Annotated in this window: 19 protein-coding genes; 10 read left to right on the forward strand and 9 right to left on the reverse strand. The window is 70.3% G+C overall.

Translation table 11 applies throughout. The annotated features are described in order from the left end of the window. Positions 1-60: 60 nt before the first annotated feature. From AB0B57_RS04360 to AB0B57_RS04370, 3 genes are read left to right on the forward strand one after another with little or no spacing between them, the layout of a single operon-like run. On the forward strand, positions 61-1,026 hold the full coding sequence (locus AB0B57_RS04360; RefSeq protein WP_357065039.1) for an alpha/beta hydrolase: 966 nt from the start codon (positions 61-63) through the stop codon (positions 1,024-1,026). Further along, on the forward strand, positions 1,023-2,441 hold the full coding sequence (locus tag AB0B57_RS04365) for an MFS transporter (RefSeq protein ID WP_357065041.1): 1,419 nt from the start codon (positions 1,023-1,025) through the stop codon (positions 2,439-2,441). Before AB0B57_RS04360 ends, AB0B57_RS04365 begins: the two co-directional genes overlap by 4 nt. A gap of 43 nt (positions 2,442-2,484) precedes the next feature. Next, entirely contained in the window at positions 2,485-3,339 is an 855-nt protein-coding gene (locus tag AB0B57_RS04370) for a MaoC/PaaZ C-terminal domain-containing protein (protein ID WP_357065043.1), read from the forward strand. On the opposite strand, the gene AB0B57_RS04375 is transcribed toward AB0B57_RS04370, so the two are convergent. The 4 genes from AB0B57_RS04375 to AB0B57_RS04390 all read right to left on the reverse strand — a co-directional run bounded on the left by AB0B57_RS04375 (position 3,331) and on the right by AB0B57_RS04390 (position 6,430). Next, positions 3,331-3,933 carry a 4'-phosphopantetheinyl transferase superfamily protein gene (locus AB0B57_RS04375; protein WP_357065045.1) on the reverse strand — a complete coding sequence of 201 codons (603 nt, stop codon included), beginning with the start codon at positions 3,931-3,933 and terminating at the stop codon, positions 3,331-3,333. The genes AB0B57_RS04370 and AB0B57_RS04375 overlap by 9 nt on opposite strands. A gap of 4 nt (positions 3,934-3,937) precedes the next feature. Further along, entirely contained in the window at positions 3,938-4,810 is an 873-nt protein-coding gene (locus AB0B57_RS04380) for a prephenate dehydrogenase (RefSeq protein WP_357065047.1), read from the reverse strand. A gap of 216 nt (positions 4,811-5,026) precedes the next feature. Then, entirely contained in the window at positions 5,027-5,746 is a 720-nt protein-coding gene (locus AB0B57_RS04385) for a VOC family protein (protein ID WP_357065049.1), read from the reverse strand. 114 nt (positions 5,747-5,860) lie between these two features. After that, positions 5,861-6,430 carry a helix-turn-helix domain-containing protein gene (locus AB0B57_RS04390; protein ID WP_357065051.1) on the reverse strand — a complete coding sequence of 190 codons (570 nt, stop codon included), beginning with the start codon at positions 6,428-6,430 and terminating at the stop codon, positions 5,861-5,863. A 93-nt stretch (positions 6,431-6,523) separates the two neighbouring features. Here AB0B57_RS04390 and AB0B57_RS04395 point away from each other — a divergent pair, with 93 nt between their 5' ends. From AB0B57_RS04395 to AB0B57_RS04415, 5 genes are all read left to right on the forward strand, one after another. Beyond that, a complete protein-coding gene (locus AB0B57_RS04395; RefSeq protein WP_357065052.1) occupies positions 6,524-7,438 on the forward strand; it encodes an alpha/beta fold hydrolase in 915 nt (304 codons plus the stop codon). A 62-nt stretch (positions 7,439-7,500) separates the two neighbouring features. Next, entirely contained in the window at positions 7,501-8,352 is an 852-nt protein-coding gene (locus tag AB0B57_RS04400; RefSeq protein ID WP_357065054.1) for a type II CAAX endopeptidase family protein, read from the forward strand. A gap of 453 nt (positions 8,353-8,805) precedes the next feature. After that, on the forward strand, positions 8,806-11,895 hold the full coding sequence (locus tag AB0B57_RS04405; protein WP_357065056.1) for a S8 family serine peptidase: 3,090 nt from the start codon (positions 8,806-8,808) through the stop codon (positions 11,893-11,895). Between the two features lie 201 nt (positions 11,896-12,096). Beyond that, positions 12,097-12,636 (forward strand): hypothetical protein, encoded by a 540-nt coding sequence (locus AB0B57_RS04410; protein WP_357065057.1) that lies wholly within the window; start codon positions 12,097-12,099, stop codon positions 12,634-12,636. A 77-nt stretch (positions 12,637-12,713) separates the two neighbouring features. Then, the gene (locus tag AB0B57_RS04415) at positions 12,714-13,121 is read left to right on the forward strand and encodes a nitroreductase family deazaflavin-dependent oxidoreductase (RefSeq protein ID WP_357065058.1); all 408 of its coding nucleotides are present in this window, start codon (positions 12,714-12,716) and stop codon (positions 13,119-13,121) included. Between the two features lie 104 nt (positions 13,122-13,225). On the opposite strand, the gene AB0B57_RS04420 is transcribed toward AB0B57_RS04415, so the two are convergent. Beyond that, positions 13,226-14,257: an alpha/beta fold hydrolase gene (locus AB0B57_RS04420; RefSeq protein WP_357065060.1), complete on the reverse strand. Its 1,032-nt coding sequence runs from the start codon at positions 14,255-14,257 to the stop codon at positions 13,226-13,228. A gap of 14 nt (positions 14,258-14,271) precedes the next feature. Then, positions 14,272-16,191: a penicillin-binding transpeptidase domain-containing protein gene (locus AB0B57_RS04425; protein ID WP_357065572.1), complete on the reverse strand. Its 1,920-nt coding sequence runs from the start codon at positions 16,189-16,191 to the stop codon at positions 14,272-14,274. 267 nt (positions 16,192-16,458) lie between these two features. Between AB0B57_RS04425 and ilvC the strand changes: the two genes are divergently transcribed. Next, positions 16,459-17,472, forward strand: a complete 1,014-nt coding sequence (gene ilvC / locus AB0B57_RS04430; RefSeq protein WP_357065062.1) for a ketol-acid reductoisomerase — start codon at positions 16,459-16,461, stop codon at positions 17,470-17,472. A 97-nt stretch (positions 17,473-17,569) separates the two neighbouring features. Here the strand turns inward: ilvC and AB0B57_RS04435 are convergent, their stop codons facing one another. From AB0B57_RS04435 to AB0B57_RS04445, 3 genes are all read right to left on the reverse strand, one after another. Further along, positions 17,570-18,130 (reverse strand): hypothetical protein, encoded by a 561-nt coding sequence (locus tag AB0B57_RS04435; RefSeq protein ID WP_357065064.1) that lies wholly within the window; start codon positions 18,128-18,130, stop codon positions 17,570-17,572. Between the two features lie 28 nt (positions 18,131-18,158). Beyond that, a complete protein-coding gene (locus AB0B57_RS04440; RefSeq protein WP_357065066.1) occupies positions 18,159-19,331 on the reverse strand; it encodes a S1 family peptidase in 1,173 nt (390 codons plus the stop codon). Between the two features lie 250 nt (positions 19,332-19,581). Beyond that, positions 19,582-20,043, reverse strand: coding sequence for a hypothetical protein (locus tag AB0B57_RS04445; protein ID WP_357065067.1), 462 nt, complete (start codon positions 20,041-20,043; stop codon positions 19,582-19,584). A 166-nt stretch (positions 20,044-20,209) separates the two neighbouring features. On the opposite strand from AB0B57_RS04445, the gene AB0B57_RS04450 reads away from it, so the two are divergent. Next, complete coding sequence (locus AB0B57_RS04450) at positions 20,210-20,797, forward strand: hypothetical protein (protein ID WP_357065069.1); 588 nt, start codon at positions 20,210-20,212, stop codon at positions 20,795-20,797. The last annotated feature ends 158 nt before the right edge of the window (positions 20,798-20,955 follow it).

Below are 20,955 nucleotides of genomic sequence, written 5' to 3' on the forward strand. Positions count from 1 at the left end.
GGACCACCCCCAGCGAAATGCAAATCGCCCATCCGAATGTTCCGATATCGGGAGTGTTTGATGCCAATGGACCCGCAGGTGGAGGCGCTGCGGCGACAACGCCTTACCGATCGGCGCCCACCGCTCTACGAGATGAGCCTGCAGGAGGCGCGGATCGCCGACCTGGCCGACATCCGCGCCGGCGCCGGCACGCCGGAGCCGGTGGCGGGCGTCCTCGACCGCGAGATCCCCGGCCCCGGCGGCCCGCTTCCGATCCGGATCTACCGACCGTCCGGAGCAGGCCCCTTCCCCGTGCTCGCGTACTTCTACGGCGGCGGCTGGACCCTGGGAAACCTGGACACCTCGGACGCGATCTGCCGTTCGCTCACCAACGGTGTGGGCTGTGTCACTGTGTCCGTCGGCTACCGACTGGCCCCGGAGCACCGATACCCGGCCGCGGTCCACGACTGCCACGCGGCAGTCCGGTGGATCGCCGCCCACGCCGCCGAACTGGAGGCCGACCCGGGCAAGATCGCGGTCGGCGGCGACAGCGCGGGCGGCAACCTGGCCGCCGCGGTCACCCTCCTCGCGCGCGACGACGGCGGTCCGTCCATCGCCGCCCAGTTGCTGGTCTATCCAAACACCGACTACCGGTCGGACACACCGTCGATGCGGCAGAACGACGACGACGCGTTCTTCAACCGGCGATCCGTGGACTGGTACTGGTCCCACTACCTCGCCGATCCGGCCGGCGGCGACGACCCGCTCGTCTCGCCGCTGCGCGCCCAGGACCTGTCCGGCCTGCCGGCCGCCCTGGTCATCACCGCCGAGTACGACCCCCTCCGGGACCAGGGCGAGCAGTACGCGGACCGGCTGCGCGACAGTGGCGTCCCGGTCGAGCTGACCCGTTACCCCGGCATGGTGCACGGCTTCTTCGCCATGGGCGGTGTCGTCGACGCCGGCGCCCGGGCAGTGCGGCAGGCGGTCGACTGGCTGGCCGGTCGGCTCCACGGCACACCCGGGCATCGGGGTGCGGAGCCGTCATGAGCCGGCCGGAAGCCGCCTCGGCGCTCGCCGCCGGCCCGTCCGCATCGGGAGACACCGGCGCCGCCCCCCGCGTCGGCCTGGTGTTGCTGCTGTCGTCCGCGGCGACCTTCCTCGCCGTGCTCGACACGACCGTGGTCAACATCGCCTTCCCTGACCTGCACCGCAGCTTCACCCATGCCTCGGTGGCACTGCTGACCTGGGTGGTGACCGCCTACGCCGTGCCGTTCGCCGCCCTGCTCGCCCCGGCCGGGCGGGTCGCCGACGTGGTCGGGCGGCGGTTGCTGTTCCTGGGCTCGGTGGGCTTGTTCGCCGTCGCGTCGGCGCTCTGCGCCACCGTCGCCAACCTCCCGACGCTCATCGGGGCCCGGGCCCTGCAGGGTGCGGCCGCGGCGGGGATGATGCCGGCCGCGCTGAGCCTGGTGCTCGCGCTCGTGCCGCCCGCACAGCGGATGACCTCCATCGGTCTGGTGGGGGCTGCCGGCAGCGTGGCCGCGGCGGTGGGCCCCACCCTCGGCGGTCTCCTGGTCGACGCCTGGGGGTGGCGGAGCATCTTCCTCATCAACCTGCCGCTCGGCCTGTTGATCCTCCTGGGCGCGTTGCTCGGTCTGCCCCGCGACGTGCGGTCCGGCGAGTCGTTGCCCGATCCGATCGGCGTGCTCGGCATCACCTGCGGAGCCGGGTGTGTGGTGCTCGGCGTGACCCAGGGAAGCGACTGGGGATGGCGAAGCGCCAGCGTCCTGGGGCTCATCGGGATCGCCCTGCCGCTCACCGTCGTCAGCCTGGCCCGGGCGAGACGTCACCCCGCGCCGGCGCTCGACGTCGCCCTCTGGCGCAGTCGCACGTTCACGGCGACCAACGTGACGGCCTTCTTCTTCGGCGCCGCCATGTACGCGTACCTGCTGGGTGCGATCCTGTATCTCACGGTGGTCTGGCAGTACTCGGAGATCAAGGCCGGTCTGGCGGTGACTCCGGGAGCCTTCACCGCTGCGGTTGCGGCGCTGGCCGTCGGCCGGCTGGTGCCCAGCGGCCGGCAGTGGATCGCCCCCGTTCTCGGCGCGCTGGTCTTCGCCGCCTCGGTGGCCGGCATGTACCTGCTGCTCGGCGACTCACCGGCCTTCCTGGCGGTGTGGTTGCCCGCCGGCCTCATCGGCGGCGTCGGCATCGGCGCCACACTGACGGGGTTGTCGGTCGTCGCCTCGGTCTCGCTGCCACCGCACCGCTTCGCTGCCGGTTCCGGTCTGCTGATGGCCGCCCGGCAGGTCGGCGGCGCCGTCGGCATCGCCGGGCTGGGGGCCATCCTCGCCGCGGGACACGGGATGACGGCGGGCGGCTTTCTGAACGTCTTCCTCGCCTGCGCCATCTGTGCGGCGGTGGCCGCGCTCTCGGCGCTGTTCCTGCGGCCGCGCCGACCGTGAGGACACCGGTCGTGCCGGCGGTGAGAACGACCGGGAGGTCGCGATGACGATCGAAACGGACCTGGCCCTGTCCGGTGACGCGCGCGACGCCACGCTCAGCTGGAGTGCTCGCGACGTGCAGCTCTACCACCTGGCCATCGGCGCCGGCGAGCAGGCCGCCGACGAGAGCGAGCTGCGCTATGTGCTCGAGGACCGCTTGCAGGTGTTGCCGAGCTTCGGCACCGCGGTGGTCGGCAGCCCGTTCGAGGCGGGCAGGTTGTCCCTGCCGGGCATCGACGTCGATCAGGGGGCGGTGCTGCACGGCGCGCAGCGGCTGGTGGTGCATCGGCCGCTGCCCCGGTCCGGCTCGGCACGCCGGCGCACCCGGGTGACCGGCGTCTGGGACGCGGGACGGACGACGGTTCTCGCACTGCGCTCGGACGTCGACGACGATGCCGGCCCCCTGTGGAGCAGCGAGTCAGAGCTGATCGTGCGTGGCGAGCGGGCACCCGGCGCCGTCCGCCGCCCGTTCCGCCGGGTGCCCCCGCCGGGCCGAGAGCCGGACCTGGTGGTGGAGTGCCCGACCAGAACGAGCCAGGCTCTGCTCTACCGGTTGTGCGGCGATCTGAATCCTCTGCACGCCGACCCGGCGACCGCGGCGGCCGCCGGATTCAGCCGACCGGTCCTGCATGGACTGTGCTCCTACGGCATCGCTCTCAAAGCGGCTGCCGACACGCTGCTCGACGGGGAGGTGACGCGGATAGTCGGTTACACGGCGCGGTTCGCCGGCGTGTTCTATCCGGGCGAGACCCTCCGGGTACGCCTGTGGGCGGAGCCAGCCGGCATCCGCCTCACCGCCACCGCCGCGCAACGCGAGGACGCACCGGTGCTGGCCGACGCCGAGGTGACCCTACGCTGAGGATTCGTACGCCGCCTCGTGCCGGACGGTGACCTCGGCCGGCGCCTGGTCGCCGCCGTGGCAGGCGACCGCAAGGACGAGACCGTCGCCGATGCCCGGCGTAGCCACCACGGTCCCGGGGAAGTCCGGCACGGGGCGAAGAGCCGTGTCGCCCTCCGGCAGTTGTACGGGCCGGCGCAGCAGCGATCCACCGCCGAGCCCTCGCCCGTGCGCCTTGCCGATCGCCTCCTTGACGGTCCAGAGCCGCAAGAAGGCGGCCACCCGGCGGTCCTCCGGCTGAGCCGTCAACCATTCGGCCTCGACGGGCGGCAGCCAGCGGCGGGCCAGGGCGACGACGGGCAGCGGGCGGATCGGCTCGACGTCGACACCGACCGCCGCCCGGGTGCTGAGGGCGACGGCCACCGCGCCGCGGGTGTGACTGACGCTCACGTGCAGGTCGATGCCGGTCAGGTACGGCCGCCCACCCGGCTCGTGGGCGACCTCGATGGTGCGGATCGGGCGGCCGGTGCGGTCCGACACCGTACGCAGCAGCAGCGCCCGTGCTGCCTCGCGCGGCGCCCGGTCCGTCCGCTGGATCACCACGGTCACGGACATCTGGTCAGGCGACCTGCCCGGCCACCAGGCGCCGGTGCCCGTCGTTGCCTCGGCGCAACAACGCTGCCAAGGCCGCCACGCGGTCGGCCGGTGCCTCGACGGGATTGGCCGCGTGCGCCCGCAGCTCGGTCGCCGCCGATTGCAGATCCTCGATGACGGCCTCGATCCGCTCCGCCACCCGGTCGGCGTTCTGGCAGAGGATGTCCACCCAGAGCGGGACGTCACCGGCCGCGACCCGGGTTACGTCGCGCACGCCGGCGCCGGTCAACCGCAGCGCCGCCGGGTCGGCCGCGGTGAGCTGTGCCGCGAGGGCACTGGAAACCAGGTGGGGCAGGTGTGACACCAGGGCGGTGGCCCGGTCGTGCTCCTCGGCGCCGATCTCGTACGGCACCGCCCCGGTGAGCTCGGCGGCCCGGCGCACCACCGCGATGGCCCGTGGACGGACCGCGGCGGTGGGGCAGATGGCCCAGGTGCGACCGTCGAACAGATCCGCGCGCGCCGCTGCGGGCCCGGTCTTCTCCCCACCGGCCATCGGGTGGCCCGGAACATACGTCGCCAGGTCACAGCCGCGTGCCGCGGCCGCGGCGTACACCGATGACTTGACGCTCGCGACATCGGTGTAGAACTCGGCGATCCGGTCTCGCTGGGATTCGTGGAGCGTCGCCGCGACGGCCGCCGGCGGCACGGCCAGGACGGCGAGGTCCACCGGCGCGCCCGGGTCGGACGCCAGACCGGCGCCGAGCCGGACGGCCTGCTCCAGGGCGGCCGGATCGCGGTCCCGCAGCCACACCCCGATCCCGGCTCTGCGCAGGGCCAGCGCCACGGAGGTCCCCATCAGTCCGGTGCCGATGACGACGACTTGACGGATTTCTCCCATCCGATTCTCCTCCGCGGTACGGCCGGGCTGATGTTCCGGATCGTGGGCTGACGGAATGAGCACCCTGGGCTCGGTGGCAGGTCCATCGTCGGACGCCTATCGATACGGACCCTACGCGGGCCGCGCGCCCGGCGGGGGGCACCGTCCGGTCCGCCGCCCTGACGACTCTGGCCGCGACAGGCGGCTGGAACGTCCTGGACTCCGCCGACCGGCGAGTCATCGCAGTGCTGCTGCGAGGTCGGCAGCGTTGTCGAACGCGGGTGCCGCCCTGTCGGATTCGTCTTCCGTGAGCGTGACGGACTGGGCGCGGGCCAGCATCTCGGACGCGGTCTCTGGATCGTGCAGCACCATCGCGAGTTCGGCGCGGTAGACCAGGACCTCTACCTGCTCGACCGGGTCGTCGTCGGCTTGCGGCCGGGCCAATGCGCTGTCGAGGATCCGAACGGCCTGTCCGACGCTTCCCCTGGAATCGGCCTGCACGACAGCGTTCGCCAGGGCCTTGGCCAGTCGCCCGGCAGGCGTGGCGGCCGGCATGGGTGCGTTGGCAGCGTCCCGAAAGACGCGTATCCAGTTGCCGCCCGGGTCGATGACGCTGAATCCGCCCACCCCGTCGGCGTTCTTCCGTGCCCGGGGCCGGGTCATCCGCGGCGTTCCGGAGACCAGTACCTTGCCGTACGCGGCCCGCATGCCGGCTGCGAAGGCCCGATGTAGTCCCTCGATGTCCGCGGTGAGTACGAGGCAGGAGCCATAGGACTCCTCCGGGTCGAATCCGGCGATCTCGAAGAACTGCAGATGCAGGTCTTCCCGCTGCACCCCCACACACGCGTTGGGCTTGCGTTGCTTGTACGTGGTGCGGAAACCGAGAACTCCGTAGAAGGTTTCGATGTCGTCGATGGATGCGCACGGCAGCAGGGGAACGGTCCGCTCGTTGGTCACGCCTCCTTCCTAGGCGTCGCAGGGTGCCCGTCGCACATGGAAATAGCCGATCATCGTCTTAGACCATCCGATCGGCTGATGACCCAGGGCGCAGCGCTGCGCTCTCCTGCTGCGTTACTCGGTCGGGGGCCGAGTGGCTGTGGCCGATCCAGATGGCGTCGATGGCGTGTCCGGTACGACGACGAGGCTGACGACGCGGCGGGTCCGGCCGTCGCGGGTGTTGCCGGTCCGACTGACGACGGCGTGTTCGATCTCGGCGACCATCGTGGCGAACTCTTCGTCGGTGAGCCAGACGGCGGCCTGCCGGTAGACCACGCCGTCGCGGTGGGGGTCGGCGTGTTCGTGGGCGAGGTAGCGGTCGAAGTCGCCAAGCAGTGACGCCGCGAACGTGGTGTAGGCGCGTCGGTGGTCGTCGCGGGTCATCGCGGCCCGGGCGGCGGGGCTGATCGTGCCCTGCTCCTGGCGTACCCGGTAGCTGCGCTCCACCGTGCCGCGTACTCGCCGCTCGTCAACCACCTCCAGCACGCCCGCCTCGGCCAACACGGCGATGTGCCGGTACATCGTCGCTGGGGCGATGTCGGGCAGGCGGTCGCGCAGCTGTGTGGTGGTCAGTGGGTCGGTGTCGAACAGCGTTTGCAGGATGCGCATCCGGACGGGGTGCAGGAGAAGGTCAGCGGTTGCCATGGACCTATCTTCCCACATGCGATAATGTTCCCAGAGTTGATAATGTTAGCGAGCACTGAGAATGATCGGAGGTGGCGCATGCGGATTGTCGACATGACGGCTGTCGCAGACGACGGACTTCCCCTGGTCGGCACGCTGACCCTGCCCGTCGGCCCGGGACCGCACCCGGCGGTTCTGCTCCTGCACGGCTCCGGGCGACTGGATCGCGATTCCAACACCGCGCGCCTCCGGATGGAGCTTGGACCACCACTGGCCAAGAGCCTGGCGAACGCCGGGATCGCCACGTTGCGTTACGACCGGCGCGGTGTCGGCGCCACCGGCGGCGACTGGCACGCGACCGGATTCGCCGCCGGTCGGCACGACGCCGCCGCCGCGCTCCGTGCCCTCGCAGTGCGACCCGACATCCGGGCGGACGCCGTTGGCGTGCTCGGGCACAGCGAGGGTGCCATTCACGCCATGTCTCTCGGGGCACGGCCGGAGGTGGCGGCGGTGGTGTTGCTGGCCGGGTTCGCCCGCCCGGGGGAGGACGCCCTGCGCTGGCAGGCCGCAATGATCGCCCGCGACCTCCCCGCTGTCGTACGACCGCTGCTACCGATCCTGCGATCCCTGGCCAACCGGCAACTCACCCGAATCAAGACCACCAGCACGGACGTGGTGCGCATCCTCGGGAGGCCAACCAACGCCCGGTGGCTGCGGGAGCTGCTCGACCACGACCCGCGCTCCGACCTGGCGAACATCAAGGCTCCCGTCCTGGCCATCACTGGCGACAAGGACATCCAGGTCGACCCGGCGGACCTGGACGAGATCCGCCGGCTGGTGCCCGGCGACGTCACGGTCCACCGGATCCCCGACCTCACCCATGTGCTGCGTCGCGACCTCGGCCGTCCGTCGGTGCGCTCCTACCGGCGGCTGCTCCGCCAGCCGGTCGACCCCGACCTGCTCGCGCAGGTGGCCGGCTGGCTCGCCCACCGACTACCCGAGACGCCCGACACGGTTCGTGCCGGTTAACCGATGGCTCACCCCCACACAGAGCCCTCAGCCCCTGTTCCTAACCCCCGAAGGGAAACGGCGTGACCCCCGCAACCTCTGCTCGCCAAAACGACGGCCTCACCACCTTCTGGATCGTCACGTTCGCGTGGACCTTCGCCTTCTGGCTCTTCGCGAGCACACTCGATGGACCGGCGATGACGTCCCCCACCCTCGTTCCGTACCTTCTCGGTGGATTCGGCCCGGCGATCGGCGCGATCGCTGTCCGGATACGGCGCCATCGCCGTCGTCAACCGATCCCCGCCCATACGGTGCGACTTCGGCTGCGGCCACGGCTGTTCTGGGCGCTGCCCATGCTGGCCCTGGCATCGGGGACCGTGCTGGCAGCCGCACTGCTCGCGGAGTTCCTGGGCGGCCCCGCGATGAGCCTGACCGAAGGGCGCGAGTTGATCGCGACGGCGGGCGGAACCGTACCGTTCCTGATCAGCATGCTCATCGGCGGTCCGTTGGCCGAGGAGCCCGGTTGGCGTGGCACCGCCTACCCACGCCTGCGCGCGTCGATGAGCCGCCTGAGCGCCGGTCTGCTGCTGGGCGCCGCCTGGGCGGTGTGGCACCTGCCGCTGTTCTTCATCAACGGGACACTTCAGTCCGAATTCGGCCTAGTCAGCTGGAGCGGCCTGTTGTTCACGCTCAGCGTCTTCCCGATGGCACTGCTCACCGGCTACGCCTACGAACTCGCCGGGGTCGCGGCATCGGTCGCGGTCCACTTCGGCGTGAACACCACCATCGCGCTGCTCACCGTCAAGGCACCCGCCGCCCAGGCGCTCGTCCTGGCAGTGCAGATCATCGTGGCGGCCGCGCTGCTCGCCTCATCGCGCGATCGTGGGCAGGACCGACCGGCGCTGGACCACCGCGACATGGCCGACCTGCGGTGAACGGGTGGCCGATCGCGGATGACGCCCAGCGGTGAGACGAAAACCCTGCTCGATGCCGTCCTCGCGCGCCCGCTGCGCCTTCCCAGCCGGGTCGGTCACGGTGTCCACTGTGCCCGTCCGCATCGTCTCCTTCACGTGATCGATTTCACTCCGAATCCAGGCAGCGTGCCGTCCGTCCGACCTCGACTTATCGGCGGACGGACACCTCACGGAGGGCGCTGGGTGACGATGGGGAAACGAGTACGAGGAATAGGGGCGGCGGCGCTCAGTGTGGCGCTGGCCGTCGCGGGTGTGGGGCAGGCGGGGGCCGCCGAGTCCACCGGTACGGCGGCCCCCGGGAACACCAGAGTCGACGCGGCGGATCCGCTGCGTACGGTGACTCTGGTTTCCGGCGACCGGGTTCGAGCTCGGTCCGGCACCTACGAGGTGCAGCCTGGTCCCGGTCGCGAGCGGATGGTTTTCGCACAGCGCCGGATTGGCGGCCACGACTACGTCATTCCGGCCGATGCGCTGTCCATGATCGGTGCGCGTCGAGTTGACCGCCGACTGTTCGACATCACCGAGTTGCTGGCGTCGAGGTACGACGACGCCACGCAGAAGGAGCTGCCACTGCTGGTACGCGCGACGGACCAGACCGCGGCCCGGCAGCGCGCTTCCGGGTACGCGGTGGTGCGTGACCTTCCGGGGCTGGGTGCTCAGGCGGTCCGGGTCCCCAAGCAGCGGGCCGGAGAGTTCTGGAGATCGCTTGACGCGCCGGTTGCCGGCAAGGCCGCGAGCGCCGGCGTGGAACGGGTGTGGTTGGACGGGCAGCGTCAGGTCAGCCTGGACCGCAGTGTCCCGCAGATCGGTGCACCAGCGGTGTGGCAGTCGGGCCGAACCGGCCGGGGCGTCACCGTCGCGGTGCTCGACACGGGCATCGACGCCACGCACCCGGACTTCGCCGGCCGACTGGCGCAGGTACGCAACTTCACCGACGACCCGGACGCCGATGATCATTTGGGCCACGGCACCCATGTCGCCTCGACCATCGCCGGTTCGGGTGCCGCCTCCGGTGGCCGGTACCGAGGCGTGGCGCCTGACGCGACGTTGCTGGTCGGCAAGGTCTGCACCGATGGTGGGTGCCCCGACTCCGCGATCCTCGCCGGAATGGAATGGGCCGCCGCCAATCGTGCGGCGGTGGTGAACCTCAGCCTCGGCGGCCCCGACACCACCGAGTTGGACCCGCTGAAGGAGGCGGTGGAGACGCTGACCGCCCGTGCGGGCACGCTCTTCGTCGTGGCCGCCGGCAACAGCGGCCCCCAAGCCCGAAGTATCAGTTCTCCGGCCAGCGCCGACTCCGCGTTGGCCGTGGGCGCGGTGGATGGTGCCGACAAACTCGCCGAATTCTCCAGCCGTGGCCCGCGACTGACCGGTGGTGCGATCAAGCCGGAGATCACCGCACCGGGCGTGGACATCGTCGCCGCCCGGGCGCGCAACTTCGAGGCGGGCGACCCGGTTGGCGAGTCGTACACGCGGATGTCGGGAACCTCGATGGCGACGCCACACGTCGCCGGATCCGCCGCGTTGCTCGCCCAACAGCACCCGACCTTTCGGGCGGCGGATCTGAAGGCCACCCTGCTGGGCACGGCCAGGCCCGATGCGACGTTGCGGCTGACCGAGCAGGGCGCGGGACGCGTCGATGTGGCGGCGGCGTCGGGCTCGACGTTGCGGGCCGAACCACCAGCTGTCGATCTCGGCATCGCGAAGTGGCCCCACCAGGACGACCAGGCGGCCAGCCGTACCGTCGTCTTCCGCAATGACGGCGCCACGGCGGCAACGCTGTCGCTGACGCTCTCCGTGACCGGACCGGACGGCGCCCGCGCGCCGGCGGGCATGTCCCGCATCGAACCGGCGCAGCTCACTGTCGCGGCCGGTGGTTCGGCGTCGGCGACCATCACCGCCAGGACCTCCATCGCGGGCCCGGACGGGGTGTACGAGGGGCGGGTGGTCGCCAGTGGCCCCGCTGGCGCGGTGCGGGTTCCGGTGACCATCGACCGGGAACCGGAGAGCTATGACCTGACGCTCACGCACCTGGACCGGACGGGCAGCCTGACCGGCACCTACGGCACCTTTCTGGATGGTGTCTCCGCCTCCGGCACCGTCGATCCCTACGAGCCGGACGGGACAGCCAGCATCCGGTTGCGGGCCGGCAACTACCACCTCACCAGCATCATCTCGGAGGAGCACGGCGATGATCGCCTCGTGTCCCTGCTCACCCAGCCGCAGCTCGAACTGACGGCGGACACCACAGTCGTGCTGGACGCCCGGCTCGCCAAGTCGAACACGGTAACCGTGCCCCGGCCGGCGGCAACGCCCTTCGGAGCGGTTGTCGGGTACTACCGCCACCTTCCGGACGGCGGTCTGACCGGCGCGTCGGTGTTCTCGCTCGACGGCATGGCACCGCTGTTCGCCGCACAGCTCGGTCCCGCGCTCGCCGGGAACGTGATGCGGGGACGTCTGCAGGCGCTCTTCACCGAGCCAGGTCCGGACGGGGAGTTCGGGTCCGGGTCGCACCGCTACCACCTGGCCTGGTTCCCGTCCGGGCGGGTGCCGTCCGGGATCCGCAAGGAGGTGCGGCCCGCGGACCTGGCGGAGGTGACCGCGACGTATCCGGCGAGCACGTCGGACACGATCGGTGAGAAGGTGGCCACCGCCTCGCGTCCGGACTACACCGAGACACTGTCCTTCGGCGGCCTTGTTTCCCTGCCGGGCACGCACACCGAGTACTACTCCCGAGCGGACGACACCCGATGGTCGGCCGATGTCAGGATGGGGGAGGTCAGACAGTTGTCGGCACCCACCGCCTATCCGGCCGGCCGGCAGACCGAATCATGGCAGGCGGGCCCGCTGGGCCCGGGCTTCCCGGCCCTCCCGTCCTACTTCGCGGTCGATCCCGACGGTTACTGGATCACCCGACAGGGGAATCGGATCTTCGCCGTCGTTCCGCTCTTCTCCGACCGGGATGTCCGGCACGCCGGCTTCGCCGACACCACGTCCTACACGCAACAACTGTTCCGCGACGGGCAGCTGGTGCCCTCGATCGACGGTTTCGACTACGAGGTGCCCGCAGCGGCGGCGAACTACCGATACAACGTCACGGCAACCCGAGACGCTGAACTCTCCACCCGCGTGCAGGCCGAGTGGACGTTCCGCTCCCAGAAGTCGCAGCAGCTCACCCGCCTGCCGGTCATGGCGGTGCGCTTCGCACCCGCGCTCGACGGCGACAACGCGGCACCGGCCGGCAGAGGGCTTCGCATCCCGGTCACCGTGCAGCGGCAGGCCGGTGCGACGCCAGCACGGGTACGGTCGCTGACCGTCGAGGTGTCCTACGACGACGGCCGGACCTGGAAGCCCGCACCGGTCCGCGAGACCGGTGCCGGCTGGCTCGCCGACGTGCACCACCCAGCCGGCGCTGGTTACGCCACGCTACGCGCGTACGCGGTGGACCAGAGCGGCAACACGGTGCGTCAGACCATCGTCCGCGCGTACCGAATCAAGGGTTGACCCCGACGGATGCCCGCACCTGCGAGTTGACCGACGGCCTGCTGGCCCCGACTCCACGTCGGGGCCAGCAGGGCGAGCGGCGTCGCCGCCAGCCCGAAGCGCGGAGACGTGGCCGCTCGCCTCGGCCTACTACCCTCGGGGCTTGTGATATCTGACCTGGCGGATGTCGTCGCGGCGGGTGGCTCGGCGATCGCGGTTGTCGTGACTGTCGTTTTCGCCCTACGCCAGCTGCGCTCGGCGCAGACCGCCAACCAGACTCTCGTCGCGATCGAACTGCTGACCCGAGACCGATCCAGCGTCGAGTTCCTGCACGCTGAGGACTTCGTCCTCAGCGAGCTGACCCTCCGCCACCCGCCACCCGGTGTCAGCGTCAGTGACCTGCCGGCCGAGGCCCGCCACCAGGTGGTCCGGCTGTCCCTGTACTACAACGGTCTGGGCCAGATGCTCGCATTCGCGGCGGTCGACCCGCGGCTCCTCATGGGTACGGTCAGCTACCGCTCCCGGCAGGCCTGGCGGGTCCTGGAGCCCTACATCCTCGCCGAGCGTGCCCAGCGCGGCGAGACGTACCTGTCCCACTTCGAGCACCTGGTCCACCTGGCCACGCACAACCCGTGGGCCACGGCGGTACGCAAGTTCAACCTCAGGAGCTTCGGCAGCTATCCCGCCGAGCTCGGCCTGAACGACAGTCCGGCGAAAGCCTTGTCGCGCCAGCACGAAGTTGAGCCTGCGGAGGGGTACTGAGGACTCTACTGTCCCGCCCCGGTTGAGCCTGTCAGAATTGCGTCGACGGAGCCGGAGTGCGGAGGCAAGGAGAAGGTGTGAGCGACTGGAACGACAAGATCATTGCTGAGTTTCGCGCTAACGGTGGGCAGGTCGGCGGTCAGTTCGCTGGTGCGCCGCTGCTGCTGTTGCACACTGTCGGCGCCAAGAGCGGCCAGCCCCGCGTGCACCCGATGATGTACCAGAGGGTGGACGGCGGCTACGCCGTGTTCGCGTCCAAGGGCGGTGCGCCCACCAATCCTGACTGGTACCACAACCTGCTCGCGCACCCGCAGGCCCAGGCGGAGATCGGTACGGGCAAGGTCGAGTTGGTCGCCAGGGTTGCCACCGGCAACGAGCGGGAACGGATCTGGAGCGCGCAGAAGGCCGCGTATCCAGGCTTCGCCGACTACGAGCGGAAGACCACTCGCCAGATCCCGGTCGTCGTACTGGAACCTGCTTCGTAGGCAGAGACGGCACAACCGCGGCCGCCGACCGGCACGGGCCGGCGCCACGAGCGCCGGCCCGCTGTGGTCGCCTGCCGCCGTCGACCGGGACTTTGACGCAGACCTTAGTTCCCCTCGTAGAGATCGAGATAACACTGATTGATCTCGTCGGCCCTGCCCCGTAATCCGTCGGGGTCGACGATGTCGTGCCCGATGCCGAGTTCGCGCGGCAACTCGTGCACCGAGAATGCGGTGTCGTTTCGATCAGCGATGTCTTTCGGAATGTCGACGGCCGCCCGTCGGTCGATGACGTCGTCGTCCTGCGAGGTGACGATCGCCAGCTCGCGCAGGTGCGGGCTCCTCGGGTCGGTCGCGAAGTTGCGGACGATGCGCAGGTACTGCGACAGCGCCGCGGACGAGAAGCCGTCGGCGTTGACCCGGTCCGGGACAAGGTGCGACCCGAAGAGGACGACGAGAGGCTTGACCGCCAGGTCAGGGACCTGAGCGGGGTCGGGTTTGTAGAGGGGCGACAGCAGCAGAGCACGGTGCACCGCATCGGGACGGTGACCGACAAGCCAGGTGGCCAACACCGCGCCGCCGGAGATGCCCACCACACCGACCGAGTCGCCCAGGCCGGCCGCGACGTTCATCGCGTCGTTCGCATAGTCGACCAGCTCGTTGGCGTCGAGCGTCGCCTGCGCGGACCGGTCGGTGACACCGTGCCGTGGCGCTCGTGGCACCCAGACGTTGTAGCCCCGGTCGAAGAACAGCTTCGCCAGGCCACGGTACTGCGTGGGACAGTCGGTGTAGCCGTGCAGCAGAAGAACAGCCTTCGCGCTCGTACGTCCGTGGGAGAGGAACTGGCTCCGGCACTCCGGGCGCACCTCAGGATCGATGGACTCCGCCGAGGCGGTCCGCGTGGCCCGCTCACTCGCCACGGCGAAGCTCAGGGTTTCCGGCGCCGCGCGCTGAAGCTCGTCGGTACGCAGCGGCCACCCGTACACGGCCAGGACGGCCACCACGACCAGCGTGAGGACGACCGTCAGCCCGCGTGTGAACCGGCCGCGGGGACTGCGACGGGCACGGGCGGGGCTGTCCCGGGGATCTCGGTTCGCGGCCTCCTCGTTGAGGGTGCCGGCCGGCATTGAGGTGTCCACAGTGCTCTCTCCGGTCAGCGGGCGAGGGCGCGAAGGAACCGTTCCGCGATCGGGACGGCGGACTCGGTGCTGGATCCGCCACCCTCCACGAAGACGGCGAACGCCACGTCGCCCTGCCAGCCGACGAACCAGGAGTGGGTGTGGGCCGGGTCGTTGTCGTACTCGGCGGTGCCGGTCTTGCCGTACACCGGTTGGCCCGGCACGTCCTTGAGCGCGGTGGCGGTGCCGACGGTGACCGCCTCGCGCATCATGGCCCGGACCGCCTCGACCGAACCCGGCTTGAGGCCGGCGGCGGCGGCCGGTGCGGCCGGGGCCGGGTCCAGCAGCAGCTTCGGCTGCTCGAACCGCCCCCGAGCGACGGCGGCCGTGGCGGCGGCCATGGCCAGCGGGCTGACCACGGTCTTGCCCTGCCCGAAGATGGCAGCAGCCTGCTCGTCGGGGGACCCATTCGCCGAAATCTTGCCGGTGAACACGTCGACGCCGACGTCCCACTGCCCCTCCAACCCCAGCGAGCGGCCGGCGAGAGCGAGCCCGTCGCCCCCCAGCGTCGGTGCCAGGGACGCGAAGGCCGTGTTGCAGGACTTGGCGAAGTCGGTGCGGAACGGCACCCGGCCAAGCGCGAAGTCGTTGGAGTTCTTGAACGAGCGGCCCTGCACCTTCAGGGTCTTCGGGCAGTCGACCACGGCGTCCGGTGTCACCGCACCGCGGTCGAGCAGCCCGACCGCGCTGACCATCTTGAACGTCGAACCCGGTGGGACCTGGGCGGTGAAGGCCAGGTTCTCCCCGGCCGCGCCCGGCCCGTTGGCGGCGGCGAGCACCGCGCCGTCGCTCACCCGCACCGCCACCACGGCGGCTCGCTGCGGCTCGGCAACCAGCGCCGCGTCCGCCGCGTTCTGGATCCCGACGTCGAGAGTGGTCTTCACCGCCTGCCCCGGCTCCGGATCCCGGTGGAACAGCTCGGTGCCGGTCGGCGCCAGCTTGCCGTCCTGACCCGGCCGCTCGACCGTCACCGTGAGCCCGGCGCTGCCGCGCAGCCGGTCGTCGAAACGCTCCTGGAGACCGCCCTGACCGATCAGATCACCGACTACGTACTTGCCGGGGTGGGCAGACAGGTCGTCGGCCTGCACCGCGTCCACCGAGCCGAGCAGTGCGCGGGCGAACTCCCGGGTGGGGGCGAGGTCCAGCTTCTCGGTCTGGAATGTGGTGCCCGGCAGGGCCTGGAGGCGGGTCCTGATCTGCTGGTACGCCTCGTCGCGCAGCGTCGCCACCTCAACGAACGCGTCCGGGGCGGCCTTCGGGAGCCGACTGGGCAGGTCGGCGACGTCGACGGCGGGCACCAGCGCCGGACGGATCGCCCGGAATGCGGCGTCCAACTCGCCGACCAGCTTCTGCACGTCGGTCACCTGGTTCGGCTGTACGCCGACCCGCACCACGGGCCGAGGCTCCACGATCGGCTCGCCGGCTGCGTCCAGGACCTCGCCGCGGCGAGCGGCGTCCCGACGCAGGGCCAGCTGGTCGCCGTTGGCGAGCTTCTCCTGCACCAGCTGCGGCTCCCAGATCACCTGCCACTTGTCGTCTTTCCGGGTCAGCCGCACCTGCCGGTCGTACGTCCAGTGGGTGTCACCGGGCAGCGTCCAGTCCACAGTGATGGTGCCGGTCGCCGTGCCGTCGTCGACCTTCGGGTCTCCCTGCCGGGCGACCGCGGGCGGGGTCGCGGCCAGTTCGCCGGACAACTCCCTGAGCTGCCGGGTCACCTCGGCCGCCGACAGCGTGGCGCCCGTGGTGCCGACGAAGTCGACCGCCCGCAGGTCACCCTTGCGCCAACCGGCCACGAAAGCGTCGATGCTGCCCTCCGGACCGTCATCGGCCGAGCAGGCGGTCAGCGCCCCGCCGGTGAGCACCGTCACGGTCATCGCGGCGAGCACTCCCCGCATCCGGAGGCGGCCACTGTCTGACGGGTGGAACCGGTGCAACACGCGGAATCTCCTCAGATCGTGAAACCACTCTGCTCACCTATCCCTGAAGCAGGCTAGGTCGGCGTACTGGAGATCGAGTGGACGCGCACTGGACGCGGGAAGTCGCCGCACCGCGCACACCTGCGGCGCGTGGACCCAGTCATGGTCAAGTCTTCCTCCATTCGGCCGCCCTATCGTCGTCAGTCGACGAGGCCGTCTTGTGGGCGGCGGCTTGGAGGGGCAGTAATGACAGTTGACATGTACTACGACGCGGACGCCGATCTGTCGATCATTCAGGGGCGCAAGGTCGCCGTCATCGGGTACGGCAGCCAGGGGCACGCGCACGCGCTGTCACTGCGCGACTCCGGGGTGGAGGTCGTGGTCGGCCTGCCGGCGGGCTCTCGGAGTCGCGCCAAGGCCCAGGAGGAGGGCCTGTCGGTGCTCACCCCGGACGAGGCGGCCCAGTGGGCCGACACCATCATGATCCTGGCACCCGACACGGTGCAGCGGACGCTGTTCGCGGACCAGATCGCTCCTCACCTGCGGGCCGGCGACGCGATTCTGTTCGCCCACGGCTTCAATATCCGGTACGGATTCATCACTGTCGCGTCGGATGTGGACGTCGCGATGATCGCGCCGAAGGGGCCGGGGCATCTCGTACGCCGACAGTTCGTCGACGGCAAGGGGGTGCCGGTGCTCGTCGCGGTGGAGCAGGACGCCACCGGAGGGGCTCTTGCGCTCGCCCTGTCCTATGCCGCCGCCATCGGCGGCACCCGGGCCGGTGCCATTCACACGACGTTCGCCGACGAGACCGAGACCGACCTGTTCGGTGAGCAGGCGGTTCTCGCCGGCGGTGTGACGGCACTGGTGACCACCGGATTCGAGGTGCTCACGGAGGCCGGCTACCAGCCGGAGATCGCCTACTTCGAGTGCCTGCACGAGCTGAAGCTCATCGTCGACCTGATGTACGAGGGCGGCATCGCGCGGATGCGGTACAGCATCTCCGACACCGCCGAGTACGGGGACTACAGCCGCGGCCCACGCGTCATCGACGCTCGGGTGAAGGAGGAGATGGTCCGCATCCTGGCCGAGATCCGGTCGGGCGAGTTCGCTCGGGAATGGATCGCCGAGGACGACGCCGGCCGGCCCACCTTCACCAAGTATCGGGAGCAGGCAGCGGCCCACCCGATCGAGGAGACCGGCCGCGCTCTGCGGGCGATGATGAGCTGGGTCGATCGACCGATCACCGAGACGGCCTGACCACGTCGCGGTAAGCCGCACCCTCGGTGCCGCCGAGGGGCGGGCGTACCTCGCGGGGCCGGCGCGACGAGCGCCGGCCCCGCTGTGGTTCACCTGCTCAGGAGCGGTAGAAGGAGCACTGGAAGGCCATGTCGTCCACCCGCACGGCACCGCTGCCACCGAGCAGGGAAATCCGGAAGAACACCTGGGTCGGACCGTTGGCGTAGCTGGCCACGTCATGCCGCCGCCAGGCGGTGTCGGTGATCCGGACGGTGCGCAACGCGAGGTAGGTCCAGCTCGCCGGGTCGATCACCTCGACGTTGAGCACCGCCGACCCGCTGACCGCCCGGACGAAGAACCCGCCGCCGCAGGTGGTGTTGTGTCCGGCGGTACGCGGCCCCACGGTGAGCAGCTTGCCCACCCCGGACCAGCCGCCGGCCGAGGTCGTGAGAATGGCGTTGTTCCAACCGGAATGCGCCGTTCCGGTGCCCAGCTCGTAGGCTCCGCTCCCGGCCCCGGAGCGGTGGAACTCCCACACCGCTGCCGGGTTCCCCTCGAACCCGTCGGTGTGCGTCCAGAGGTCGGCCTGGGCGGGACCGACGGCCACGGTCAGGGCCACCGTCGTCGCCATGACGGCCGCGGCGGTGAGGCGTGCGGCTCTGCTGAATGCTTTTCTCATCCCTGTCTCCTTCGCTCGTCGCCGTTCGTCACGGCGCGCCGTAGATGACGACCTGGTATCCGGTGATCGCCTCTCCCACTGGCTGGTGCCAGGTTTTCGGCGTGGAGTTGCACTGGCTGCCGACCCGGTTGGCGTGCGAGTTCAGCCCGTACGCGGTGTTGCTGGCGAACAGCGGCCCACCGCTGTCGCCGCCGAGGGTGCAGATGTTGGTCTCGACCATCTGGCGTACGGTGCCGCCCGCGCCGTTGACCGTCACGTTGGTCCTGAGCACGGAGCCGCACCTGAATCCGGTGGTCTTGCCCGAGTTGCACACCGACAGCCCGCTCACGGCCGTCGCCCAACCGTGGATGCTGCGGCTCGTGTTGTTCCACAGGTTGATGGTGCCGGTCGCCCAGACCGACGGACCGTTCATCCAGATCAGGCCGTAGTCGTCCTCCGGATAGTTGCTCTCCAGCGACGGCCCGACGTCCTGGCCGTTGGGCAGTGTCCAGTGCGGGTAGCCCTGGGTGCAGTGGCCGGCCGTGATGATGTAGTTGAAGGTGTAGTCGGTGGCGGTGAAGCCGACCGAGCAACCGCCCAACGCGTCCGCGCTGGAGATCCCGACGTTCGGCTGGATCTCGCCGGCGGTGGTCTCGAACCGCACCGCCGCGCCGAACGTGCGCGCCGCCGAGCTCTGCGCGGCGTTCTTCGCCCCCGACGCCGGCAGGCTCACCACCACCTGGTTGGTCTCCGGGTCCACCCCCCAGGTCGTGTTCGGTTCACTCGGCGCGGCCTCCAGCGCCCGCTGGATCTTCTGGAGTTGCCGTTCGCCACGAGCGACGAGGCGCGCCTTCGCGCCAGCGGCGGTCACCTTCTTGGCAGCCGCGGCGTCGGTGACCGTGACGATGAGGTCCCCGTTGGACAGGTACGCGCCGCCCGAGCTGGCACCCAGCTCGGTGGTCAACTGGTTGGCGAGTCGCACACTGGCGTTCTCGGCACCGAGCAGCTTCTCGGCGGCATCGCGGCTGATGCCCCGTTGCGCGGCGATCGCCTCGGCCATGTCCGCCGCCCCGTCCGCCCGCTTCCGGTCGGCGCCGCCGCCGCCGGAAGCCAGGGTCGCCCGGCCCTCGGTGCGGGCCGGATCCGCCGCGCCCCCGGGCTGGGCCGGCCGGTCGACCGGCCCGGCCGCTGCGGCCGTCGGGACGAAAGCCACCGACGCCACGACGGCGAGTGTCGTCGCGAGCAGGGACCTGCGGCTTGGTCTTGTCGTTCGCGGGTGGCTGACAATACGTTCTGACATGCACCGCTCCCATCACGAGGGGACTGGTCGGCCGGGTCAGGAGCTGGACGTCCCGGGCCGGACGGCAATCGTCGCAATGGGGCGGGGGCGGCGAGTCGGATGTTGGACGCGACTGGACACGGTTGGACACCTGGCTGCAGAGGCGCGACGCGATGCTGGCGGTGCTCGACGGTCAGGTGCTGTAGAGCCCGTCCCACGGCTCGGTGAACCCGAGGCGGTCCGGGTACAACTCGACCCGGTCGCCCCGCTCAGCGTCAGACTCGTCGATCAAGCCGAACGTGACACCGTCGTGGACCACGCGAAACAGCTGGATGGCGATGTCGCCGTACCGTCGTTCGGGTAGCTGATCGAGCAGACCAGCCAGGCAGGCTTCGGCGTGCTCACCAAGCTCACCGCGCAGGTACGGCGCGGTGGCCACCAGCGAGATGTCAGACCGGCAGTGGCGGCCGTCGACGTCGAACAGGTGCAGGTAGGCGTACCAGCGGACCCGTTCCCGGTCCGGATCCGACGGATGGTCGTCATCGCGATGCGCGCCGTGTATCGCCGCGTAGAACTGGCCGCCGGCGTATCGGCCTATCCGGTCGGTGTGGTACCCCGGTTCGCGCGCAATCGGCACCAGTTCGGGCAGCGGCATGCCAGCGACGATACCCTCCGACAACCGCGCTCATCTGGGTCGGCGGGCCGTGGGCTTTCCCCTACTCACGCTGGGGTCCAGGGGGTTGGCGGCGCCGTTCACGTCATGTCGGATGACGTCCGCTCACGTGCCGATGAGTTCGCCGGGCCGGCTGTACCCTCTGCGAATGCTCGACGACATCTCATTGCTACGCAGGATCGCGGCAGCACCATCGGTCTCGGGTCTCCTACGCGAGCTCGTCGAGTTTGACGTTGAGGATGTGGTGTCCGTCGACGCATCCACGGCGCGGCTGTCTTCGAGCGTGAGTCTGCGTGTGATCGCCTGTGACAGCACGGGGGGTCGGTTCTTTTTGGTAGGTACCGAAGCGTCGTCGCGTCCCGTTCTGTACGCGGACTCGGAGGGTAGCGCGGGCCTCATCGGACCGAGCCTGGCGATCACTCTGGCCACGATTGTCGCTTTGCCGAACTGGCGTGACCTGCTTAAATTCTCCGGTGGGGGAGACCTCCACCAGATGCGGAGAGCCCAGGCCCGGCTCCAGGAAGGAATGCGGCAGTGGCATCCCGATCTCGACCAGCTTCAGTCCTTACTTGTCGGCGAGTTGGAGCTGGATGTGCTCGACGACCCGGTGCTGACGTTCTGGCAGTCAGCGCGCGCCACAGATCCGACGGTGGCCTTCATTAATGATGACGATGGCGGCTTGCCGTGGGGACCCCTTTTCGGTGAAGGGACGATCGACCGTCTGATGCGAGGGTGACTCAAGCCCACCCGTCATCGACGGGCACGGTCATGGTTCGTCCGCTGTCCGCCGCGTAGGTCGAGAATCGGTCAAGAACAATCGTTCCTCATCTCGCTTTCGTCGCCGGGACACCAGGGCGGCCGTGCCGCCTCCGCGCTGCCGCGGAGGCGGCACGG

Origin of the sequence: Micromonospora sp. NPDC049101 (assembly GCF_040648675.1) — a bacterium.
GTDB lineage: Bacteria > Actinomycetota > Actinomycetes > Mycobacteriales > Micromonosporaceae > Micromonospora.

What these genes read in the sequence shown, in the direction of transcription:
- AB0B57_RS04380 (WP_357065047.1), bottom strand. Translation starts at nt 4,810, where the DNA reads ATGGGAGAAATCCGTCAAGTCGTCGTCATCGGCACCGGACTGATGGGG.
- AB0B57_RS04360 (WP_357065039.1), top strand. Translation starts at nt 61, where the DNA reads ATGCCAATGGACCCGCAGGTGGAGGCGCTGCGGCGACAACGCCTTACC.
- ilvC (WP_357065062.1), top strand. Translation starts at nt 16,459, where the DNA reads ATGACAGTTGACATGTACTACGACGCGGACGCCGATCTGTCGATCATT.
- AB0B57_RS04375 (WP_357065045.1), bottom strand. Translation starts at nt 3,933, where the DNA reads ATGTCCGTGACCGTGGTGATCCAGCGGACGGACCGGGCGCCGCGCGAG.
- AB0B57_RS04405 (WP_357065056.1), top strand. Translation starts at nt 8,806, where the DNA reads ATGGTTTTCGCACAGCGCCGGATTGGCGGCCACGACTACGTCATTCCG.
- AB0B57_RS04450 (WP_357065069.1), top strand. Translation starts at nt 20,210, where the DNA reads ATGCTCGACGACATCTCATTGCTACGCAGGATCGCGGCAGCACCATCG.
- AB0B57_RS04425 (WP_357065572.1), bottom strand. Translation starts at nt 16,191, where the DNA reads ATGCGGGGAGTGCTCGCCGCGATGACCGTGACGGTGCTCACCGGCGGG.
- AB0B57_RS04390 (WP_357065051.1), bottom strand. Translation starts at nt 6,430, where the DNA reads ATGGCAACCGCTGACCTTCTCCTGCACCCCGTCCGGATGCGCATCCTG.
- AB0B57_RS04445 (WP_357065067.1), bottom strand. Translation starts at nt 20,043, where the DNA reads ATGCCGCTGCCCGAACTGGTGCCGATTGCGCGCGAACCGGGGTACCAC.
- AB0B57_RS04370 (WP_357065043.1), top strand. Translation starts at nt 2,485, where the DNA reads ATGACGATCGAAACGGACCTGGCCCTGTCCGGTGACGCGCGCGACGCC.
- AB0B57_RS04435 (WP_357065064.1), bottom strand. Translation starts at nt 18,130, where the DNA reads ATGAGAAAAGCATTCAGCAGAGCCGCACGCCTCACCGCCGCGGCCGTC.
- AB0B57_RS04365 (WP_357065041.1), top strand. Translation starts at nt 1,023, where the DNA reads ATGAGCCGGCCGGAAGCCGCCTCGGCGCTCGCCGCCGGCCCGTCCGCA.
- AB0B57_RS04395 (WP_357065052.1), top strand. Translation starts at nt 6,524, where the DNA reads ATGACGGCTGTCGCAGACGACGGACTTCCCCTGGTCGGCACGCTGACC.